General features: G+C 70.4%; 17 protein-coding genes. 15 read left to right on the forward strand and 2 right to left on the reverse strand.

All coding sequences use genetic code 11. The annotated features are described in order from the left end of the window. Positions 1 to 69: 69 nt before the first annotated feature. Positions 70 to 231, reverse strand: a complete 162-nt coding sequence (locus ABFX55_RS13320; RefSeq protein ID WP_183659132.1) for a hypothetical protein — start codon at positions 229 to 231, stop codon at positions 70 to 72. Between the two features lie 513 nt (positions 232 to 744). Here ABFX55_RS13320 and ABFX55_RS13325 point away from each other — a divergent pair. Further along, positions 745 to 1752, forward strand: coding sequence for a PrsW family intramembrane metalloprotease (locus ABFX55_RS13325; RefSeq protein ID WP_346120867.1), 1008 nt, complete (start codon positions 745 to 747; stop codon positions 1750 to 1752). A gap of 30 nt (positions 1753 to 1782) precedes the next feature. Here ABFX55_RS13325 and ABFX55_RS13330 read toward each other — a convergent pair whose 3' ends face one another. Next, the gene (locus ABFX55_RS13330; RefSeq protein ID WP_346120869.1) at positions 1783 to 2412 is read right to left on the reverse strand and encodes a TIGR03085 family metal-binding protein; all 630 of its coding nucleotides are present in this window, start codon (positions 2410 to 2412) and stop codon (positions 1783 to 1785) included. 118 nt (positions 2413 to 2530) lie between these two features. Between ABFX55_RS13330 and ABFX55_RS13335 the strand changes: the two genes are divergently transcribed. From ABFX55_RS13335 to ABFX55_RS13400, 14 genes are all read left to right on the forward strand, one after another. Continuing rightward, positions 2531 to 4342: an ABC transporter ATP-binding protein gene (locus ABFX55_RS13335; RefSeq protein ID WP_346121980.1), complete on the forward strand. Its 1812-nt coding sequence runs from the start codon at positions 2531 to 2533 to the stop codon at positions 4340 to 4342. Continuing rightward, positions 4339 to 6114: an ABC transporter ATP-binding protein gene (locus ABFX55_RS13340; RefSeq protein ID WP_346120871.1), complete on the forward strand. Its 1776-nt coding sequence runs from the start codon at positions 4339 to 4341 to the stop codon at positions 6112 to 6114. Before ABFX55_RS13335 ends, ABFX55_RS13340 begins: the two co-directional genes overlap by 4 nt. 95 nt (positions 6115 to 6209) lie before the next feature. After that, positions 6210 to 6563, forward strand: a complete 354-nt coding sequence (hisI, locus tag ABFX55_RS13345) for a phosphoribosyl-AMP cyclohydrolase (protein ID WP_346120873.1) — start codon at positions 6210 to 6212, stop codon at positions 6561 to 6563. After that, on the forward strand, positions 6560 to 7114 hold the full coding sequence (locus tag ABFX55_RS13350; RefSeq protein WP_346120875.1) for a Trp biosynthesis-associated membrane protein: 555 nt from the start codon (positions 6560 to 6562) through the stop codon (positions 7112 to 7114). The genes hisI and ABFX55_RS13350 overlap by 4 nt, the downstream gene beginning before the upstream one ends. Continuing rightward, positions 7114 to 7314 carry an HGxxPAAW family protein gene (locus tag ABFX55_RS13355; protein WP_346120877.1) on the forward strand — a complete coding sequence of 67 codons (201 nt, stop codon included), beginning with the start codon at positions 7114 to 7116 and terminating at the stop codon, positions 7312 to 7314. The genes ABFX55_RS13350 and ABFX55_RS13355 overlap by 1 nt, the downstream gene beginning before the upstream one ends. Positions 7315 to 7418: 104 nt before the next feature. Beyond that, entirely contained in the window at positions 7419 to 7958 is a 540-nt protein-coding gene (locus tag ABFX55_RS13360; protein ID WP_346120879.1) for a DUF4190 domain-containing protein, read from the forward strand. Positions 7959 to 7976: 18 nt separating this feature from the next. After that, positions 7977 to 8393, forward strand: coding sequence for a DUF2752 domain-containing protein (locus ABFX55_RS13365; protein ID WP_346120881.1), 417 nt, complete (start codon positions 7977 to 7979; stop codon positions 8391 to 8393). 124 nt (positions 8394 to 8517) lie between these two features. Beyond that, positions 8518 to 9357, forward strand: coding sequence for an indole-3-glycerol phosphate synthase TrpC (gene trpC / locus ABFX55_RS13370; RefSeq protein ID WP_312895945.1), 840 nt, complete (start codon positions 8518 to 8520; stop codon positions 9355 to 9357). A 1-nt stretch (position 9358) separates the two neighbouring features. Continuing rightward, positions 9359 to 10588 carry a tryptophan synthase subunit beta gene (gene trpB, locus ABFX55_RS13375; RefSeq protein ID WP_346120883.1) on the forward strand — a complete coding sequence of 410 codons (1230 nt, stop codon included), beginning with the start codon at positions 9359 to 9361 and terminating at the stop codon, positions 10586 to 10588. Position 10589: 1 nt separating this feature from the next. Then, a complete protein-coding gene (gene trpA, locus ABFX55_RS13380; RefSeq protein WP_346120884.1) occupies positions 10590 to 11387 on the forward strand; it encodes a tryptophan synthase subunit alpha in 798 nt (265 codons plus the stop codon). Between the two features lie 215 nt (positions 11388 to 11602). After that, on the forward strand, positions 11603 to 12946 hold the full coding sequence (locus ABFX55_RS13385; RefSeq protein WP_346120886.1) for an ABC transporter substrate-binding protein: 1344 nt from the start codon (positions 11603 to 11605) through the stop codon (positions 12944 to 12946). Positions 12947 to 13071: 125 nt separating this feature from the next. Beyond that, entirely contained in the window at positions 13072 to 14010 is a 939-nt protein-coding gene (locus ABFX55_RS13390; protein ID WP_346120888.1) for a carbohydrate ABC transporter permease, read from the forward strand. Next, entirely contained in the window at positions 14007 to 14843 is an 837-nt protein-coding gene (locus ABFX55_RS13395; RefSeq protein ID WP_346120890.1) for a carbohydrate ABC transporter permease, read from the forward strand. The genes ABFX55_RS13390 and ABFX55_RS13395 overlap by 4 nt, the downstream gene beginning before the upstream one ends. A 46-nt stretch (positions 14844 to 14889) precedes the next feature. Then, positions 14890 to 18672 carry an endo-alpha-N-acetylgalactosaminidase family protein gene (locus tag ABFX55_RS13400; protein ID WP_346120892.1) on the forward strand — a complete coding sequence of 1261 codons (3783 nt, stop codon included), beginning with the start codon at positions 14890 to 14892 and terminating at the stop codon, positions 18670 to 18672. Positions 18673 to 18685 lie beyond the last annotated feature (13 nt).

Consider the following 18685-nt stretch of genomic DNA (forward strand, 5'->3'; position numbering starts at 1 on the left):
CTACGCGCTTCGATCTCAGGTGGGCGGTCAACTCGCACGACCCGCGACCAGGGCGGACCGTTGGCTCTGTCAGGTCACGACGTTGGTGAAGAAGACAGCCAACTGATTGGCTCCGTTTACGATGCCGTCGAAAACACCCCTGACCGCCGCCGCCGCGTTCTGCGGCTGGGTGAACAGGTAGAAGACGACGAAGGCCACGGCGATATACGTGACGACCTTCTTGACCTGCATGGGGGGCCTCCTGCAGTCCATTCCCAGCCGTATATACCCGGATCTGGGCGATCACTGGCATCTTCTATGAAGATGTTCTTGATCATAACCGGGGGGCGTCTTTACCCGGCCATCGTACGGCCATTGGCATGAGTTGGCGCGGGAGACGCGCACACGAGAGGCCAAAGGGTCGTCGCGGGGTCGGCCGGGCGGATACGCCCTGGCGATCATCGTCGTCCACCGGGCTGCGGGTTTCACTCCGATGCGTCACGCGCTGGAGCGAGCGCTGTGAGGAACCGGTCGGCGCGCCCCTCGAAAACCGTTGGCGAAGCCGGGGGCCGCGTCGATAGCCTCGGCGACGTCTGGTGATCATGGAGGACGAGCCGGCACTCACCGGGGTTGATCTGCGCCGGTGCCGTCTGCGGCGCGGTCCTGCCGGCGGTCTCGCGTCGTGGCGGTCAGCCTGGCGCCGGCCCGTTCGCGCCGGCAGGCGACGGACGTCGTCCGACCGCTCACCGTGCTGATGGAGAGGCCGTGGTCACCGCATCATCCTTCGAGTCGCCGAGCCAGGGCACCTGGGCCGGCGCACCTCGTCGCCGGACGGAGAGCGGGCGCACCGCCGGGCCCGGCCTCGTCCATCCCGCACCGCCTGACCCCGGGAGACAGCCCGGGAGGCAGGCCGCGATCACGACCCTGGTGATCTGCGGACTCTTCGCCCTTCTCGCCATGGGCTACCAGCTGAGCTGGTTGGTCGCCCAGAGCGACAGGTCTCCTGCCGAGTACGCCCTGGGCCTCGCCCTCTCGCTCGCCCTGGCGTTCACCCCGTTACCCGTCATGTTCGCCGCCGTCGTCGCGTTGAACCGGCTGAGCCCCCCACCGTGGTCGCAGCTGGCCCTCGTCTTCGGGTGGGGCGCCGGGATCGCCGCCTTCTTCTCCGTCGCCATGGAGAGCTGGGTCTCCGCCGACCTCCAGCTGTACTTCGGCGTGGACGCCACGGCCGCCGAGACGGTGAGCAGCGTGATGGTGGCCCCGCCGGTCGAGGAGGCGTTCAAGGGCGCCGCGCTGTTCGCCCTGCTGCTCCATCGCCGGCGCGCGATCGGTTCGCTGACGGACGGCGTCGTCCACGCGGCCGTCGCGGGCCTGGGATTCGGCGCCACGGAGAACGTCCTCTACTACCTCATCCCGATCGTCGGAGAGGGGGTGGAGGAAGGGCTGGCCTTCGCCGCCGTCCGGGGGCCCCTGATGCTGTTCATGCATCCCCTCTGGACCTCGCTGATCGGGCTGGGCGTCGGCTACGCCCTCGTCGCGCGCGGCAGGGCGAGGCGCCCGGCCATCGGGCTGGGCTACGCGGGCGCCACCCTCCTGCACTTCCTCTGGAACCACACGATCGACGGCGCGCCCGTCGCCCAGGCCGGAGCCGGGCCATGGAGCGGCGCGGCGACCTGGCTGGCCGGAATGGGCAAGGTCTACCTGCTGGAGCTGACGGTCGCCGGCGCGTTGATCACCGTGACCGCACGAGAACGAACCCGTCGCCCTCGATGACGGCGCCGCGGGCTCCTCCAGCGTGCGGTCTCAGATGCCGAGTGGGGCGTGGGTGACGCGGGCGACGGCGTCGGGGTCGCCCGTGAGGTCGACCCTGGCGTGCTCCTGCCGTCCGAAGCAGAACAGCAGCAACTCGCTCGCCTTGCCCGTGACCTCCACCTTCGGGCCGTCCTTGGCGCCGCCGATGGCCACCCCGCCGCCCAGGCGGTGGAGCACCACGCCGACGGGCGACTTGCGCAGCATCAGCTTGGCGGCCATGTCCAGACGCTTCCAGAGCAGGCGTTCGAGGTCGTCGGGCAGCTCGCGCGGCTCCCATGACGGCTGGGCGCGGCGCACGTCCTCGTGGTGGACGAAGTACTCCAGCGTGTTGACCGCCTCGTCGAGGGGCGGCAGCAGGCCGTAGAGACCGCCGGGCGTGCGGGCGAGGCCGACCAGCTCAGGGAAGGGGTGTTTGGCCTTCAGCCCACGCTGGACCGAGGCGGTGTAGCCGGCCAGCGGACGCAGGGCGATGCCCGCGCCCGCGTCGAGCCTGCGTTCGCGCAGCACGAGGTGGGCGGCCAGGTCGTAGGTGCTCCAGCCCGTGCACAGCGTGGGAGCGTCGGGGCCGAGCCTGTCGAACAGGTCGCACAGAGCGGTGCGTTCGCTGCGGGCGTGAGTCACCAGACGATTCTACTGGGGCAGGGAATATCCAGATGATCGACCATGATAGGGACTTAAGTAGAAATTTCCCCGTTGGAAGGACTCCTTCAGAGTGGCGACCAAGGTCACCTCAGCCGTCATGCGTCAAGGGCTCCGTGTCCTTGGGGTGGCCATCCGCACGGAGAAGGCCGTCTTCTCGGCCGCCGTCCTGAGCAGCAGCCTCTACGGGGGGATGACGGTCGCCTCGGCGTGGGCGCTCGGCTGGGCCACGGAGAACGTCGTGCTGCCGTCCTTCGGCCAGGGCGACATCACCGCCGCCGCGCTGTGGACGGGAGTGCTGCTCATCGTGGGCACCGCCCTGCTCAAGGCGGTCGGCGTGGCGGGCAGGCGCATCCTGGCGGGCGTCCTGCAGTACCGCATGCAGGCCAGGTCGCGTCGTGACGTCACCAAGCAGTACCTGCGGCTGCCGCTGGCCTGGCACCACCAGCACCCCACGGGTCAGCTGCTGTCCAACGCCAGCGCCGACGCAGAGGCGGCATGGGCGCCGCTCGCGCCGCTGCCGATGGCGGTGGGCGTGGTCGTGATGCTCTTCACCGCGGCGATCGCGATGCTGATCACCGACCCCGTCCTCGCGCTCGTCGGCTTTCTGATCTTCCCTGCGATCGCCGTGCTGAACCTGGTCTACCAGCGCAGACTAAGCCCGCTCGCCACCCATGCGCAGCAACTGCGCGCCGAGGTCAGCGAGATCGCGCACGAGAGCTTCGACGGCGCGCTCGTGGTCAAGACCCTCGGCCGTGAGGACCTGGAGACCGAGCGCTTCCGGCGTCGCGCGCACGAGCTGCGCGATGCCAACATCGCCGTGGGCAGGGTGCGCGGCCTGTTCGACCCGATGCTGGAGGCGCTGCCCACGCTGGGCGTGCTGATCGTGCTGATGGTCGGGGCCATGCGGCTGTCGGGCGGCTCCATCAACTCCGGCGAGCTGGTCCAGGTCGCCTACCTGTTCACGCTGCTGTCCTTCCCGATCCGCGCGCTGGGCTGGGTGCTGGCCGAGCTGCCCCGCAGCGTCGTCGGCTGGCAGCGCGTGCAGGCGGTGCTGGAGGCGAAGGGCTCCATGGAGTACGGCGAGGCGGGCCTGCGCGGCGGCGCGCCCGCAGGGCTGCAGGTCTCCGGCCTGTCGTACGCCTACGGAGCGGCCGAGGTGCTGCACGACGTCACCTTCGAGGTTCCCGCGGGCCGTACCGTCGCGCTGGTCGGGCCCACCGGATCGGGCAAGTCCACGCTCGTCCAGACGCTGGTGCGCCTGGTGGACCCGGTCAAGGGCGAGGTGCTCCTCGACGGCGTCGACCTGCGGGAGATCGCCTACGGCGGCATCCCCGACATGGTCGCGCTGGTGCCCCAGCAGACGTTCCTGTTCGACGACACGGTTCGCGGCAACATCGCGCTCGGTCTCGAGGTCTCCGACGAGGATGTCTGGGCCGCGCTGCGCCTGGCACAGGCCGACGGCTTCGTCGCGAAACTGCCCTCCGGCCTCGACACCAGGGTGGGCGAGCGCGGCACCACGCTGTCGGGCGGGCAGCGCCAGCGCGTCGCCCTGGCGCGCGCGCTCGTCCGCCGTCCGCGCCTGCTCATCCTCGACGACGCGACCTCCAGCGTGGACCCGCAGGTCGAGGCGAGGATCCTGCACGGCCTGCGCGACGCGCTGAACGTGAGCGAGGCCGAGTCGAGGCAGGGGGAGGAGGGCTCGACGGTCGTGGTCGTCGCCTACAGGCTGGCCACGATCTCGCTGGCCGACGAGGTCGTCTACCTCGACAGGGGCAGCGTCGTCGACCGTGGCACCCACGAGGAACTGCTGGAGCGCTGCCCCGGCTACCGCAACCTGGTCACCGCCTACGAGCGCGAAGAGGCCGAGAGGGCCGCGATCGCGGCGGAAGAGGAAGAGGTCGTGGCATGAGCGTGGTGTTCCAGGGCGCCGAGAGGTCGGCGCTGGCCACCGTACGCAGGGGGCTGTCGTTCACGCCTGAGTTCCGCAAGGGGCTGGCGGGCACGCTCGTGCTGGCGATCGTCGCCACCATCGGCAAGATCATCGTTCCCATCGCCGTCCAGCAGACGATCGACACGGGGCTGAAGTCAGGCACGCCCGACCTGCCGTACATCACGAGGGCGCTCGTGCTGTGCGCGGCGGCGGTCGTGATCACCGCTCTGTGCGGCTACGTGATGAACGTACGCCTGTACAAGGCCACCGAGTCGTCGCTGGCCACGCTCAGGGTGCGGGGCTTCCGCCACGTCCACGACCTGTCCGTGCTCACCCAGAACTCCGAACGACGCGGCGCGCTGGTCTCCCGTGTCACCAACGACATCGACCAGATCAGCAACTTCATGCAGTGGGGTGGGTTGATGATCATCGTGGCGTGCGGCCAGGTGCTCGTCGCCACGGGACTGATGTTCGTCTACTCCTGGCAGCTCACGCTGCTGGTGTGGGTCTGCTTCATCCCGCTCCTGATCGCCCTGCCGCGCTTCCAGCGCTGGCTGTCGTCGGCCTACACCACCGTCCGTGAGCGCACGGGCGACATGCTCGCCGCCGTCAGCGAGTCGGTCGTCGGCGCGGCCGTCATCCGCGCCTACGGCTCCGAGCGCCGCACCGCCGAGCGCATCGACACCGCGATCAACGCCAACAGGAGCGCGCAGATCCGCGCCCAGAAGATCGTGGGCATGGTCTTCCCGCTGACCGAGATCGTGGCGGCGGTCGCCATCGCGGGGATCGTGCTGCTGGGAGTCAGGCTCGGCATCTCGGGCGACATCAGCGCGGGCAAGCTGGTGGCCTTCCTCTTCCTGGTCACGCTGTTCGTCTCCCCGCTGCAGATCGCCACCGAGGTGCTGAACGAGGCGCAGAACGCGGTCGCGGGCTGGCGGCGCGTCCTCGGTGTGCTCGACACCCCGCCCGACGTCGCCGACCCGGGCGACGAGGGCGTCGAGCTGCCCAGGGGGCCCATCTCCGTCGCCTTCGAGGACGTGCACTTCGCCTACCCCGACGGCGCTCCCGTGCTGCACGAGCTGTCGGTGGCCATCCCTCCGCGCACCCGCATCGCGGTCGTCGGCGAGACGGGCTCGGGCAAGACCACCTTCGCCAAGCTGCTCACCCGGCTGATGGACCCCGTCGAGGGGCGCGTCACCGTCGACGGGCACGACCTGCGCGACGTGCGCTTCTCCTCGCTGCGCGAGCGCATCGTCATGGTGCCGCAGGACGGGTTCCTGTTCGACGGCGCGCTGGCCGACAACATCCGCTTCGGCAGGCCCTCGGCCACCGACGAGGAGATCACGACGGCGCTGACCGAGCTGGGGCTCGCGGACTGGCTGGAGGGCCTGCCGTACGGCCTGGCCACGCCCGTCGGGCAGCGCGGCGAGTCGCTGTCGGCGGGGGAGCGGCAGCTCGTCGCCCTGGCCAGGGCCTACCTGGCCGACCCCGACCTCCTGCTGCTCGACGAGGCGACGTCGGCGGTGGACCCCGCCACGGAGGTACGGCTGGCCAGGGCGCTCGAGGGCGTCACCAGGGGAAGGACGGCGATCTCGATCGCGCACCGGCTCTCGACGGCGGAGAACGCCGACGAGGTGTTCGTCTTCGACGCAGGACGCCTGGTCCAGCGCGGCCCGCACGCGAGCCTGGTCGCCGAGCCCGGCGTCTACGCCGACCTGCACGCCTCCTGGATCTCCTCCGCGCACTCCTGACCCCGGCGACCCCGGCCGTCCCGCGGAGGGAGGCCCGGGGTCGCCGACTCGGTCCCGGCAGCGTCGGCGACCCCCAGAGCTGGTTGAATGGCCGCATGTCCCTCGACCCGAAGGTCGCCTCGCGGCTCAAGCGCACCTCCGACGGGCTGGTGCCCGCCGTCGTCCAGCAGTACGACACCGGCGAGGTGCTCATGCTCGCCTGGATGGACGACGAGGCGCTGCATCGCACGCTGACCACGGGCAGGGCCACCTACTGGTCGCGCAGCCGCTCCTCCTACTGGGTGAAGGGCGACACCTCCGGCCACGTGCAGCACGTGAAGTCGGTGGCGCTCGACTGCGACGGCGACACCATCCTGCTCAAGGTCGACCAGGTCGGCGCGGCCTGCCACACGGGCGACCGCACCTGCTTCGACGCCGACCAGTTGACCGTCGCGAGCCTGTCGTCGTGAAGCGCGAGCTCGGCGTCTGGCTCCTGCTGTGCGCGGCGGGCGCCGGCCTCACGCTGCTGGCCACGGGCAGGGTCTGGGCCTCGGCACGGTACGGCGGGGCCGCCCCCGTCGAGCTGACCGGCGGCGACCTCGCCCCCGCCGTGCAGCCGCTGGCGCTGGCCGCGCTGGCGGCGACGGTCGCGCTCTTCGCCACCAAGGGCCTCTGGCGGCGCGTCATCGGCGCGGTGCTCGCGCTGTGCGGCGTGGGGATCGCGCTGCTGTCGTGGCAGGGCCTGTCCGCAGGGGCGGCCGAGGAACTGGCCGCGGCGCGACGGCCGCTGGCCGCGGCCGCCGGCGACGTGGCGGCGGTCGCGCACACCGCGTGGCCGTACCTGGCGGCGGCGGGTGGGGCGCTGCTCATCGCCAGCGGAGTGCTGGCCGTTGCGCGCGCCACCGGGTGGGCGGGCATGTCGGGCCGCTACGATCGCCCGGGATCGGCCGCCGAACAGCGCGACGACAAGTCGCTGTGGGAGGCGATCGACAGGGGAGACGACCCGACTGAGGAGCGCTGATGACAGCCAGGCACGACCACGGCAACACCCCTGCCGCGTGGACCGCGGTGACGATCGTCTTCATCGGCTCGGTGGTGGGAGGTGTGGGGCTCGTGCAGGACTCACCTGTGGGCTTCGGCGCGGGGCTGGCGGTGATGGCCATGGGCGCGATGATCGGCAAGCTCATGCAGATGATGGGCCTCGGCAGGCAGGGAGCCTGACCGCACGGTTACAAATGGCCCACAAAACGGATGCTTCTCCACGTGGCGGGCGGGTAGTCGCTAAGCTGCGGCGGGCAATTCGCTATGAACGAGGAGTCGTCGGTATGAGCTACGGGAACCAGGGCGGTAGCGGGGGCTACGGCGAACAGCCGCCCGGGGGTGGTTACGGCCCTCCGGCCGGCGGACAGGGTTCAGGCGGCTACGGCCCTCCCTCGGGCGGGCAGGGCTCCGGCGGCTACGGCCCCCCGCCCGGTCAGGGCTCGGGTGGCTACGGCGCGGGTGGTTACGGCTCGGGCGGGTACGGCGCCCAGCCTCCGGGAGGCGGCTACCCGCCGCCCGGTGGCGGTTACGACCCTTACGGCGGCGGCTACGGCGGCCCCCCTCCCAGCAAGACCAACGGCATGGCGATCGCCACGCTCATCTGCGGTCTGGTCGGCCTGATCACCTGCGGTCTGGCCTCGATCGTGGGCGCGATCCTCGGTCACATCTCACTGGGCCAGATCAAGCGGACCGGCGAGGAGGGCAAGGGCATGGCGCTGGCCGGGCTCATCCTGTCCTACGTCGGCCTCGCCGGCTGGGTGCTCTTCCTGATCCTCTGGATCGGCCTGTTCGGCTGGGCGGCGAGTGTGAGCAGTTCCTACTAGGCGCGTATCGTGGATCAGGTGGTCACGCAGCAGTCGAGCCGTCTGAGAGCCGTCCTCGCACCGCTGGGCGTCGCCCTGGCGGCGGGGGCGGCTGTCGCGTATGTGGGCGTGGTCGACCCTAACGAGCCAGGGCGCTACCCGACCTGCCCCTTCTACGCGCTGACCGGTCTGCTCTGTCCCGGCTGCGGGGCGCTGAGGGCCACGCACGCCCTGGCCCATCTCGACCCGGCCGCCGCGTTCGGGCTCAACGCGCTGCTGGTGCTCGTGGCTCCCGTCGTGGCGTACGTGTGGGCCAGGTGGCTGGCGGCCGCGTGGAGCGGGCGGGCCTGGCGGCCGAGCCCGCCGAAACCGCTCCACCTGTGGGCGCTCATGGCGCTCGTGCTGCTGTTCTGGGTCGTGCGCAACCTTCCCGCAGGGGCCTTCCTGGCTCCGTAGCAGGGGGGCTGTGGCTAGGCGACCTCGGAGCGGCCGATACCATCGCAAGACAAGACGGGGGAGCGAACGCCGACGCGAACTCCCTGTCGCCCCCAGCACTGTCGACCGGAGGGACCTTGATCGCGTGAACGAGCGGAGCCTGAGCGGAACCGTTCTCGACGACATCCTTGCCGGAGTGCGAGAAGACCTTGCCGCTCGGCAGGCGGCCGTGTCGCTCGAGGACCTGAAGGAGCGAGCGGGGCGCGCCCCCGCACCCAGAGACGCCTACGCGGCGCTGGGCGGCGACAAGGTCTCGGTGATCGCCGAGGTCAAGCGGTCGAGCCCGTCCAAGGGCGCGCTGGCCGCCATCGCCGACCCCGCGGCCCTGGCCGCCGACTACGAGGAGGGCGGCGCGCACGTCATCAGCGTGCTGACCGAGCGGCGCCGCTTCGGCGGCAGTCTCGACGACCTCGCCGCGGTTCGCGCCAGGGTCGACATCCCGATCCTGCGCAAGGACTTCATCGTCACCTCCTACCAGCTGTGGGAGGCGCGGGCGCACGGCGCCGACCTGGCCCTGCTGATGGTGGTCTCGCTGGAGCAGCCCGCACTGGTCTCGCTCATCGAGCGGGCCGAGTCGATCGGGCTGACCCCGCTGGTCGAGATCCACACCGAGGAGGAGCTCGAGCGCGCAGTCGCCGCGGGCGCCCGCATCATCGGCATCAACGCGCGCAACCTCAAGACGCTCGAGGTGGACCGCGACGTCTTCGCAAAGCTCGCGCCCAAGATCCCCGATGGCATCATCAAGATCGCCGAATCCGGGGTGAGGGGCCCGCACGACCTGCTAGCGTACGCCCGGGCCGGGGCCGACGCCGTCCTGGTCGGCGAGAGCCTGGTGACAGGCAAGGACCCGCGCAAGGCGGTGGAGGCCCTCGTGACCGCGGGCGCTCACCCCGCCACTCGACCCGACCATGGATCAGAGGGATGAGATGACTGTCCTCACCGCCGCCGACCTGGCTGGCAACGGAGCCCGCGGCGACGACCCCGACAGTGGCGGCAAGTTCGGCATCTTCGGCGGCAGGTTCGTCCCCGAGGCGCTGATTCCCGCCCTCGACGAGGTGTCCTCCGTCTACAACGAGGCCAAGACCGACCCCGCCTTCGTCGCCGAGCTCGACCACCTGCTGCGCACCTACGCGGGCAGGCCCACCACGCTGACCGAGGTGCCGCGCTTCGCCGAGCACGCGGGCGGGGCCAGGATCATCCTCAAGCGCGAGGACCTCACCCACACGGGCGCACACAAGATCAACAATGTGCTCGGCCAGGCGCTCCTCACCAAGCGCCTCGGCAAGAGCAGGGTCATCGCCGAGACCGGCGCGGGCCAGCACGGCGTGGCCACGGCCACCGCCGCCGCCCTCATGGGTCTCGAGTGCGTCATCTACATGGGCGCCGTCGACTGCGAGCGCCAGGCGCTCAACGTCGCGCGGATGAAGCTGCTCGGCGCCACCGTCGTGCCCGTCACCAACGGCAGCCAGACGCTCAAGGACGCCATCAACGAGGCCTTCCGCGACTGGGTGACCAACGTCGACACCACGCACTACCTGTTCGGCACGATCGCGGGGCCGCACCCGTTCCCCGAGATCGTCCGCGACTTCGCCCGCATCATCGGCGTCGAGGCCCGCCGCCAGATGCTGGAGCTGACCGGCAAGCTGCCCGACGCCATCTGCGCGGCGGTCGGCGGCGGCAGCAACGCGATCGGCATCTTCCACGCCTTCCTCGACGACCACGACGTGGTCCTGCACGGCTACGAGGCCGCGGGCAGGGGCCTGGAGACCGGCGAGCACGCCCTGACGCTCACCGCGGGCTCCGTCGGCGTGCTGCACGGCTCGCGCACCTACGTGCTGCAGGACGACGAGGGTCAGACCATCGAGTCGCACTCGATCTCGGCGGGTCTCGACTACCCGGGCGTCGGCCCCGAGCACGCCTGGCTCAAGGACACCGGCCGCGCGGTCTACCACGGCGTCACCGACGCCGAGGCCATGGACGCCTTCGCCCTGCTGGCCAGGACCGAGGGCATCATCCCCGCGATCGAGTCCTCGCACGCGCTGGCGGGCGCGATCAAGCTGGGTCAGGAGCTCGGCCCCGACGCCACGATCCTGGTCAACCTGTCCGGCCGCGGTGACAAGGACATGGGCACCGCCATGACCTACTTTGGGCTGTGAGATGACGACTCTTCAGACGGTGTTCGCCAAGGCCAAGGCCGACAACAGGGCCGCGCTCGTGGGCTACCTGCCCGCCGGCTTCCCCACCAAGGAGGGCGCGGTCGAGGCCGCCGCCGCCATGGTCGAGGCGGGCTGCGACGTCATCGAGATCGGACTGCCGTACTCCGACCCGCTCATGGACGGCCCGACCATCCAGGACGCGGTGCACAGGTCGCTGCTGAACGGCACCCGCATCGCCGACGTCATGCGCACCGTCGAGGGCGTGGCCAAGACCGGCGCCGCGACGCTGGTCATGACGTACTGGAACCCGATCGACCGCTACGGCGTCGAGCGGTTCGCCCGCGACCTGGCCAACGCGGGCGGCGTGGGCACCATCACGCCCGACCTGACGCCCGAGGAGGCCGGGCAGTGGCGTGAGGCCTCCGCCTCCGCCGGCATCGACACGGTCTTCCTGGTGGCGCCCAGCTCCACCGAGGAGCGCATCAAGGCCGTGGTCGAGTGCTGCACGGGCTTCGTCTACGCGGCCTCCCTGATGGGCGTCACAGGCGCCAGGGAGAGCGTGAACGTGGCGGCGGAGGACCTCGTGGCCCGCACCAAGGCGCACACCTCGCTGCCCGTCTGCGTGGGGCTCGGCGTCGGCACCGGCAAGCAGGCGGCCGAGGTCGCCGGCTACGCCGACGGCGTCATCGTGGGCTCGGCGTTCATCCGCCGGCTGCTCGACGCGCCCGACTCCGCGAGCGGCCTGTCAGCGGTTCGCGAGCTGGCCGCCGAGCTGAGGGCGGGCGTCGCCTCCAGGTAGCGCACGCGCCCTTTCGCGCCACGCACATCACATCCGGAATGCGGCTGTCATAACAAGACAGCCGCATTTCTGTTTCTGTGCGCTTTCTGGCCCATGTGAGCACGTAAGTGCAAGGGCTGCCCATCGTTTGTCCATGGCACCCGCCCAGGCGCGGGGGCCAAGGTAACGGGCATTGGACGCGGGCTGTGCGCCCGCGTGGCCTGGAGGGAAAGACGATGGGTAAGTCAAGGACGATCCTCGGCGCCACAGGGGCGATGGTCTGTGTGTCGCTGGTGGCCGCGTGCGGCGGCCAGCCCGGTTCCCAGAGCTCGGCGGCGCCCTCCGCCCCCGCCGCCGCGTCGAGCGCGGCGGCGGGTGCACCCGTCACGATCGAATGGTGGGGCTGGGCGCCCGGATACGAGGACGCCGCCAAGGCGTGGAACGCCTCCCACCCCGACGTGCAGGTGAAATTCACCCAGACGCAGCCAGGCACGCAGGGCGGCTACCAGCGCATGCTGGCCGCGGTCAAGGCGGGCAACGCGCCGTGCCTGGCCCAGGTGGGCGCCGAGACGCTGCCCAGCTTCCTGGTCGAGGGGGCGCTGGAGGACATCACCGCGCACGCGCAGCCGTACAACGCCAAGTTCCAGCCGTGGACGCTGAACACGGTCACCTTCGGCGGCAAGCAGTTCGGCATCCCCGTCGACTCGGGTCCCATGGGCATGTTCTACCGCAAGGACATCTTCGACAAGCACGGCATCGAGGTGCCCAAGACCTGGGACGAGTACGCCGCCGCGGCCGAGAAGCTGCGCAAGGCAGACCCCGAGGTCTCCATCACCACCTTCTCCCCCGAGGACATGTACGGCTTCGCGGGCTTCGCCCAGCAGGCAGGGGCCAAGTGGTTCGGCATCAGCGGCGACGCCTGGCAGGTCAGGATGAACGACGAGGCCACGGTCAAGGTCGCCAACTACTGGCAGGGCCTGATCGACAAGAAGCTCGTCGACGTCATGCCCGGCTGGTCCGACGGGCTGTGGAAGAACTACACCGACGGGAAGAGCGCCACGTTCGTCGGCGCGGTCTGGATGACCAAGGTCCTGGAGGACTCCATCTCCAAGACCAGCGGCAAGTGGGCCGTGGCCCCGATGCCGGTGTGGGACGCGTCCAGCCCCTCCGTCGGCAACGTGGGCGGCTCGCCCAACGCCGTGCTCAAGGGCTGCGCGAACCCCAAGGAGGCGGTCGACTTCGCCGCCTGGCTGTCCACCGACGCCACCGCCTTCAACGACCTGATCGACAAGGGCGGGCTGTTCCCCGTCACGGTCGACGGCGGTTCGCTGCCCAACATGAGCGGCGCGCGTCCCTTCTACGGTGACCAGAAGGTCTTCCAGGTCTTCGCGGAGGCGAGCAAGAACGTCAGCCCCGACTTCAGCTGGGGCCCGACGATGCCCGCGGTCAACTCCGTCTTCGGTGAGGCCTTCGCCAAGGCGGCCAACGGCAAGGGCGGCACGCTGGCCGAGGCGATGGCGACCATCCAGGACAAGGCCGTGGCCTCGCTGAAGGACAAGGGCCTCACCGTCGCCCCCTGACGCCTGCCAGGGAGGGGTCCCGGCGTCCACCGGCGCCGGGAGCCCTCCCGCAGAGGCGATCCGATCTCCGACCGCGTGACCGTCGCGGCCCTCCAGCGGGCGGCGAGGTGGAGGGTTTCAGACCGATGGCAACAATCCAGCTCGAAGCCGAACAGCGGCGTACCGCGCCGCCACCACGACGGCGCAGGCCGACCAGCAACAGGGCGGCGGGGATCTTCCTCGCGCCGTTCGCCGTGCTGTTCGTCGTGTTCTTCCTGGTGCCGATCGTCTACGCGGTGAACGAGAGCTTCTACCAGGTCAAGCGCTCGGGGCTCGGCTTCGGCACGCCGGAGAGGGTCTTCGCGGGGCTGGACAACTTCACCGCGGTCTTCGCCGACGGCTCCTTCATGAACGGCATCGGCAGGCTGCTGCTGTTCGGGCTCGTCCAGGTGCCGATCATGCTGGGCCTCGCGCTGGTGCTCGCCCTGCTGCTCGACAGCGCCTCAGCCAGGTTCAAGCGCTTCTTCAGGCTGACCTACTTCCTGCCCTACGCGGTGCCCGGCGTGATCGCGGCGATCGTGTGGTCCTTCCTCTACACCCCGCAGATCTCCCCGCTGGCCGACCTGGTGCCCTTCGACTTCCTGTCCGACAGCGTCGTGCTGTGGTCGATGGCCAACATCGTCACCTGGACGTGGGTCGGCTTCAACATGCTGGTCATCTACGCGGCCCTGCAGTCGATCCCGACCTCGCTGTACGAGGCGGCCGAGCTCGACGGCGCGGGCGGCTGGAAGACCGCCTGGTACGTCAAGGTGCCGCTGGTGCGGCCCTCCCTCGTGCTGACCGGCGTCTTCTCCATCATCGGCACCCTGCAGCTGTTCAACGAGCCGATGGTGCTGAGCAGGATCACCCCCGCCGTCGGCAAGGACTACACCCCGCTGATGCGCTCGCTGCAGGTGGCGCTCGACAACAACGACTACGGCCAGGGCACGGCGATCGCGCTCATGCTGGCGGTGTTCGCGGCGGGGCTGTCCTACCTCTTCATCCGCCTGTCGGCATGGCTGACCGCCCGGGGAGTGAACCGATGAAGCCCACCCTGCGCTCCCGCACGCTGACCACCGCGTTCATGTTCGTGGTCGCGGTGTACGTCCTGCTTCCCGTGTGGTGGCTGCTGGTCTCGGCCACCAAGTCGGGCGGCGACCTGTTCGACACCCCCGCGCTGTGGTTCGGGGAGATCAACCTCGGCACCAACGTCGGCCGCCTGATGGAGCAGGACGGCGGTGTCTACCCGCGCTGGCTGATGAACACCGTCATCTACTCCGTCGGCGGCGCGGTGGGCGCGACGGTGGTGTCGGCGATGGCCGGCTACGCCCTGTCGAAGTACCCCTTCAGGGGCAGGGGAGCGGTGTTCGCGGTCATCATGTTCGCGGTACTCATCCCCATCCCGCTGCTCGGCCTGCCGCTCTACCTGCTGCTCACCCAGCTCGGCCTGCTCAACACCATGTGGGGCGTGCTGCTGCCCAGCATGGTCAGCCCCTTCGGCGTCTACCTGGCCAGGGTGTACGCCGACGCCGCCGTTCCCACCGACCTGCTGGAGGCGGGCAGGCTCGACGGCGCGGGCGAGCTGCGCATCTTCTTCACCGTCGCGGTGCGTCTGATGGCCCCCGCGCTGGTCACGCTCTTCCTGTTCCAGTTCGTGGCCATCTGGAACAACTTCTTCCTGCCGATGATCGTGCTGAACGACGAGAAGCTCTGGCCCATCACCCTCGGCCTGGTCAAGTGGAACAGCCTGCGCACGGGCTTCTACCGCGACATGGTCATCACCGGCGCGTTCGTCTCCGTCATCCCGGTCATCCTCGCCTTCATCGGCCTCCAGCGCTTCTGGAAGGCCGACCTCGCCGCGGGCAGCGTCAAGGTCTGACGCGCGCCCGCCCCTTCGTGACACCCACCCCCCCATGGAGGACCGCGTGCCCAAACGTTCGCTGGCTCTGTCCGCTGTCCTGGCGTTAGCCGCCCTCGCGGCGGCGGGCCCCGCACTGGCCGACCCCCCTGCTCCCCCTGCCGTCACCGGCGCGATCAGCGTCTCGTCCTCCTCGCTCACGGTGGAGCTCGACCCCGCCTTCCCCCGGGTGCTGCGCTACGTCGCCGGCGGGGCGGTCATGGGCGGCAGCGTGGCCCCCGTCACCCAGGTGGCGCTGAACGGCAGGCCGTACGCCGTCACCGGCGCGCTGGGCGGCAACGACGGCCGCATCGCCCGCTACACCCTGACCTTCGTCGACCTTCCTGGCGTGGAGCTGGACGCCTCGATCGGCGTGGAGGACCTCGTCACCACGTTCAGGATCGACGCCGTCCGCGACAGCGAGGCCTTCAGGGTCGCCACCATCGACATCCCCGGCCACGACCTGGTCTCGGTGGGCAGCGACCAGCAGGGCGCCGCCACGGCCTTCACCAAGCTCGACAGCAACCGCACCCGCACCGCCGACAGGTTCGCGCAGGTCACCTCGGCCACCCCCGCGGAGCAGGGACCGGTGGGCGCCACCTACGCGATCGTCAACACCGGCGCCCTCGCCGCCTCGATCGAGTCGAACTCCACCTACGACAAGCCGTCGGGCCAGAGCGGCGCGGACGGCGCCCGCTTCTGGCACCAGGCGCGCAAGCTGCCCGACGGCACCACCAGGGTCGGGGTGTGGAGCGGCCAGTGGACCTACAGGGGCGAGGGCGCGCCGTTCACCAGTGAGCTGCCGTGGGCCAAGGTCGTCGTCACCCCCGACGCCAACGGCGACGGCCTCGTGGACTGGCAGGACGGCGCCATCGCCTTCCGCGGCATCGGGGTCAAGGCCCTCGGCGCCGACCAGACCAAGGACCGCGTCGTCACCCACATCCCCTTCAACTTCGCCAGCCAGGCCACCCACCCGTTCCTCCGCACGCTCGACGACGTCAAGCGCATCTCGCTGGCCACCGACGGGCTCGGCCAGTTCGTGCTGCTCAAGGGCTACCAGTCAGAGGGCCACGACTCGGCCCACCCCGACTACGGCGGCAACTACAACACGCGCGCGGGCGGGCTGAAGGACCTCAACAGGCTGCTGCGCGCGGGCAAGGACTGGGGCGCCACCTTCGGGGTGCACGTCAACGCCACCGAGGCGTACGGCGAGGCCAAGACCTTCGACGAGAAGCTGGTCGACAAGAACGCGCGCGGCTGGGACTGGCTCAACCAGTCGTACTACATCGACCAGCGCCACGACCTCGCCAGCGGCAACCTGGCCAAGAGGTTCGAGCGGCTGCGCGAGGAGACCGACCGCAACCTCGCCATGCTCTATCTCGACGTCTACTACACCCACGGCTGGATCGCCGACCAGACGCTCGCCGAGCTGCGCGAGCAGGGCTGGCAGGTGAGCAGCGAGTGGGCCTCCAAACTGGAGCGCTCGTCCCTGTGGTCGCACTGGGCCACCGACGAGAGCTACGGCGGCGTCACGGACAAGGGGCTCAACTCCCAGATCATCCGTTTCATCCGCAACCAGGAGAAGGACGTCTGGAACCCCGACCCGATCCTCGGCAACGCCCGCATCGAGGAGTTCGAGGGCTGGACGGGGGAGAACGACTGGCACGCCTTCTACCGCAACATCTGGGAGCACAACCTCCCCGCCAAGTTCATGCAGCAGCAGCCGATCACGAAGTGGGCACCCGGCGAGATCAGGCTCGCGGGCGGCGTGCGCGGCACGACCACAGGCGGCAGGCGCGAGCTGTTCGTGGGCGAGCGCAAGGTGCTGGACGGCGCCACCTACCTGCTGCCGTGGCAGGGCATGTACTACCACTACAACCCCGCGGGCGGCGCCACCACCTGGGACGTGGCCGAGAGCCGGTTGCGCGTCCACAAGCTGACCGACCAGGGCCGCGTCGAGATCGGCGAGGTCACGGCCGTCAACGGCAAGGTCACGCTGAACGCCGAGGCGGGCGTGCCGTATGTGCTCTTCCCTGGCCGGCCGGCCAAGCAGGACCGGCCGCAGTGGGGTGAGGGCTCCGGCGTCGTCGACCCCGGCTTCAACGCCGACGACCTGCGCAAGTGGGAGAGCACCGGGCAGGTCTCCGTCGACAGGAGCGCCACGGGCCAGCGGGTGGCGCTGCTGGCGGCGGGCAGCCCGGCCTCGATCGAGCAGAACCTCAAGGAGCTCGTGCCCGGCAGGTCCTACATGGCCTCCGCCTGGATCGAGGTCGAGCCCGGCAGGTCGCGCAGGACGGTACTGGAGATCGACGGGCCGAAGGGGCTGCGCGAGCAGGTGGCCTTCGACCGCTCGACGGCCATGAACCTCGTCGCCGCCGACGAGAAGCACGGCACCTACTTCCAGCGCGTCAAGCTCTCCTTCACCGCCACCAAGAGCCATGCCACGATCCGCCTGCGCGCCGGTGAGGGCGACGGCGCGGTGCGGGCCGACGACTTCAGGCTGGTCGAGATCGAGCCCACCGGCGCCGTCGAGGGCTTCGAACGCGTCGACCAGGGCTGGGGGCCGTTCATCAAGGGCGACGCGGGAGGCAGCACCGACCCCCGCACCCACCTGATCAACAAGCACGCGCCCTACACGCAGAAGGGCTGGAACGGCAAGGCCGTCGACGACGTGCTCGACGGTGAGTGGTCGCTGAAGGCGCACGAGGAGCGCAGGGGACTGGTCTACAGGACCGCCCCGTTCACCCAGCGCTTCGAGCCTGGCCACGCCTACGAGGTCTCCTTCGACTACCAGGCCGCGCTGCCGGGCACCTACGCCTGGGTCAGCGGCTACGACAAGAACGGGCAGTCGGTCGAGATCAGGCAGAGCCCGCTCGAGCAGAAGACCACCACGGCCCGTTTCACCGAGCGCCTGGTGGCCGGCTGCGGCGACATGTGGGTCGGGCTGCGCTCGCTGCAGCCCGAGCGCGACGGCGCCGACCTCATCCTGGACAACTTCTCCGTCAAGGACCTGGGCACCTCGGCCGATCAGCCGGCCTGCGCGTCGCTGACGGTCCAGCCCTCGGCCGAGGTCTTCGAGCCGGGCATCGCCAACGACCTGACCACGACCTTCACCAACCTGGAGGACGTGGCGGCCACGGACGTCAGGGTCGCGGTGACCGTCCCGCAGGGCTGGAAGCTCGAGGGCGAGAGCGTCTCGCCCTCGGTGGCGCCGGGCCAGCGGCTGGTTACCACCTGGAAGGTGACGCCTCCGATCGACGCGGCCTACCGGTCGTACCCGATCGCGGCGAAGCTGACCTACACCGCCGGCGGGGTCGCCAAGACCCTGGAGGGCAGCGCGTCGGTGCGCACGATGCCGCCGCCGCCCTCCACTGACGTCTACGCGAGCGACATCGACTGGATCTCCGCGAGCAACGGCTGGGGCCCCGTCGAGCGCGACCAGTCCAACGGCGAGCAGGGCCAGGGCGACGGCAGGCCGATCACCATCGGCGGCAGGTCCTTCGCCAAGGGCCTGGGCACGCACGCTCCCGCCACGGTCCGCTACTTCCTCGGCGGCAGGTGCACCGCCCTGTCGGCCTGGGTCGGCGTGGACGACGTGCAGACCTCGCGCGGCTCGGTGCAGTTCACGGTCAAGGCCGACGGCAGGACCGTCGCGCAGAGTCCGGTGCTCAGGGCCGCCGACGCCGCTCACGAGCTGAAGGCCGACCTGACCGGCGCCCGCCACCACGTCGAGCTGGTGGTCGGCGACGGCGGCGACGGCAACGGCAACGACCACGCGGACTGGGGTGAGGCTCGCCTGAGCTGCCACTGATCCCACCCGCCCG

The organism is Nonomuraea roseola, assembly GCF_039535395.1.
GTDB lineage: Bacteria > Actinomycetota > Actinomycetes > Streptosporangiales > Streptosporangiaceae > Nonomuraea > Nonomuraea roseola.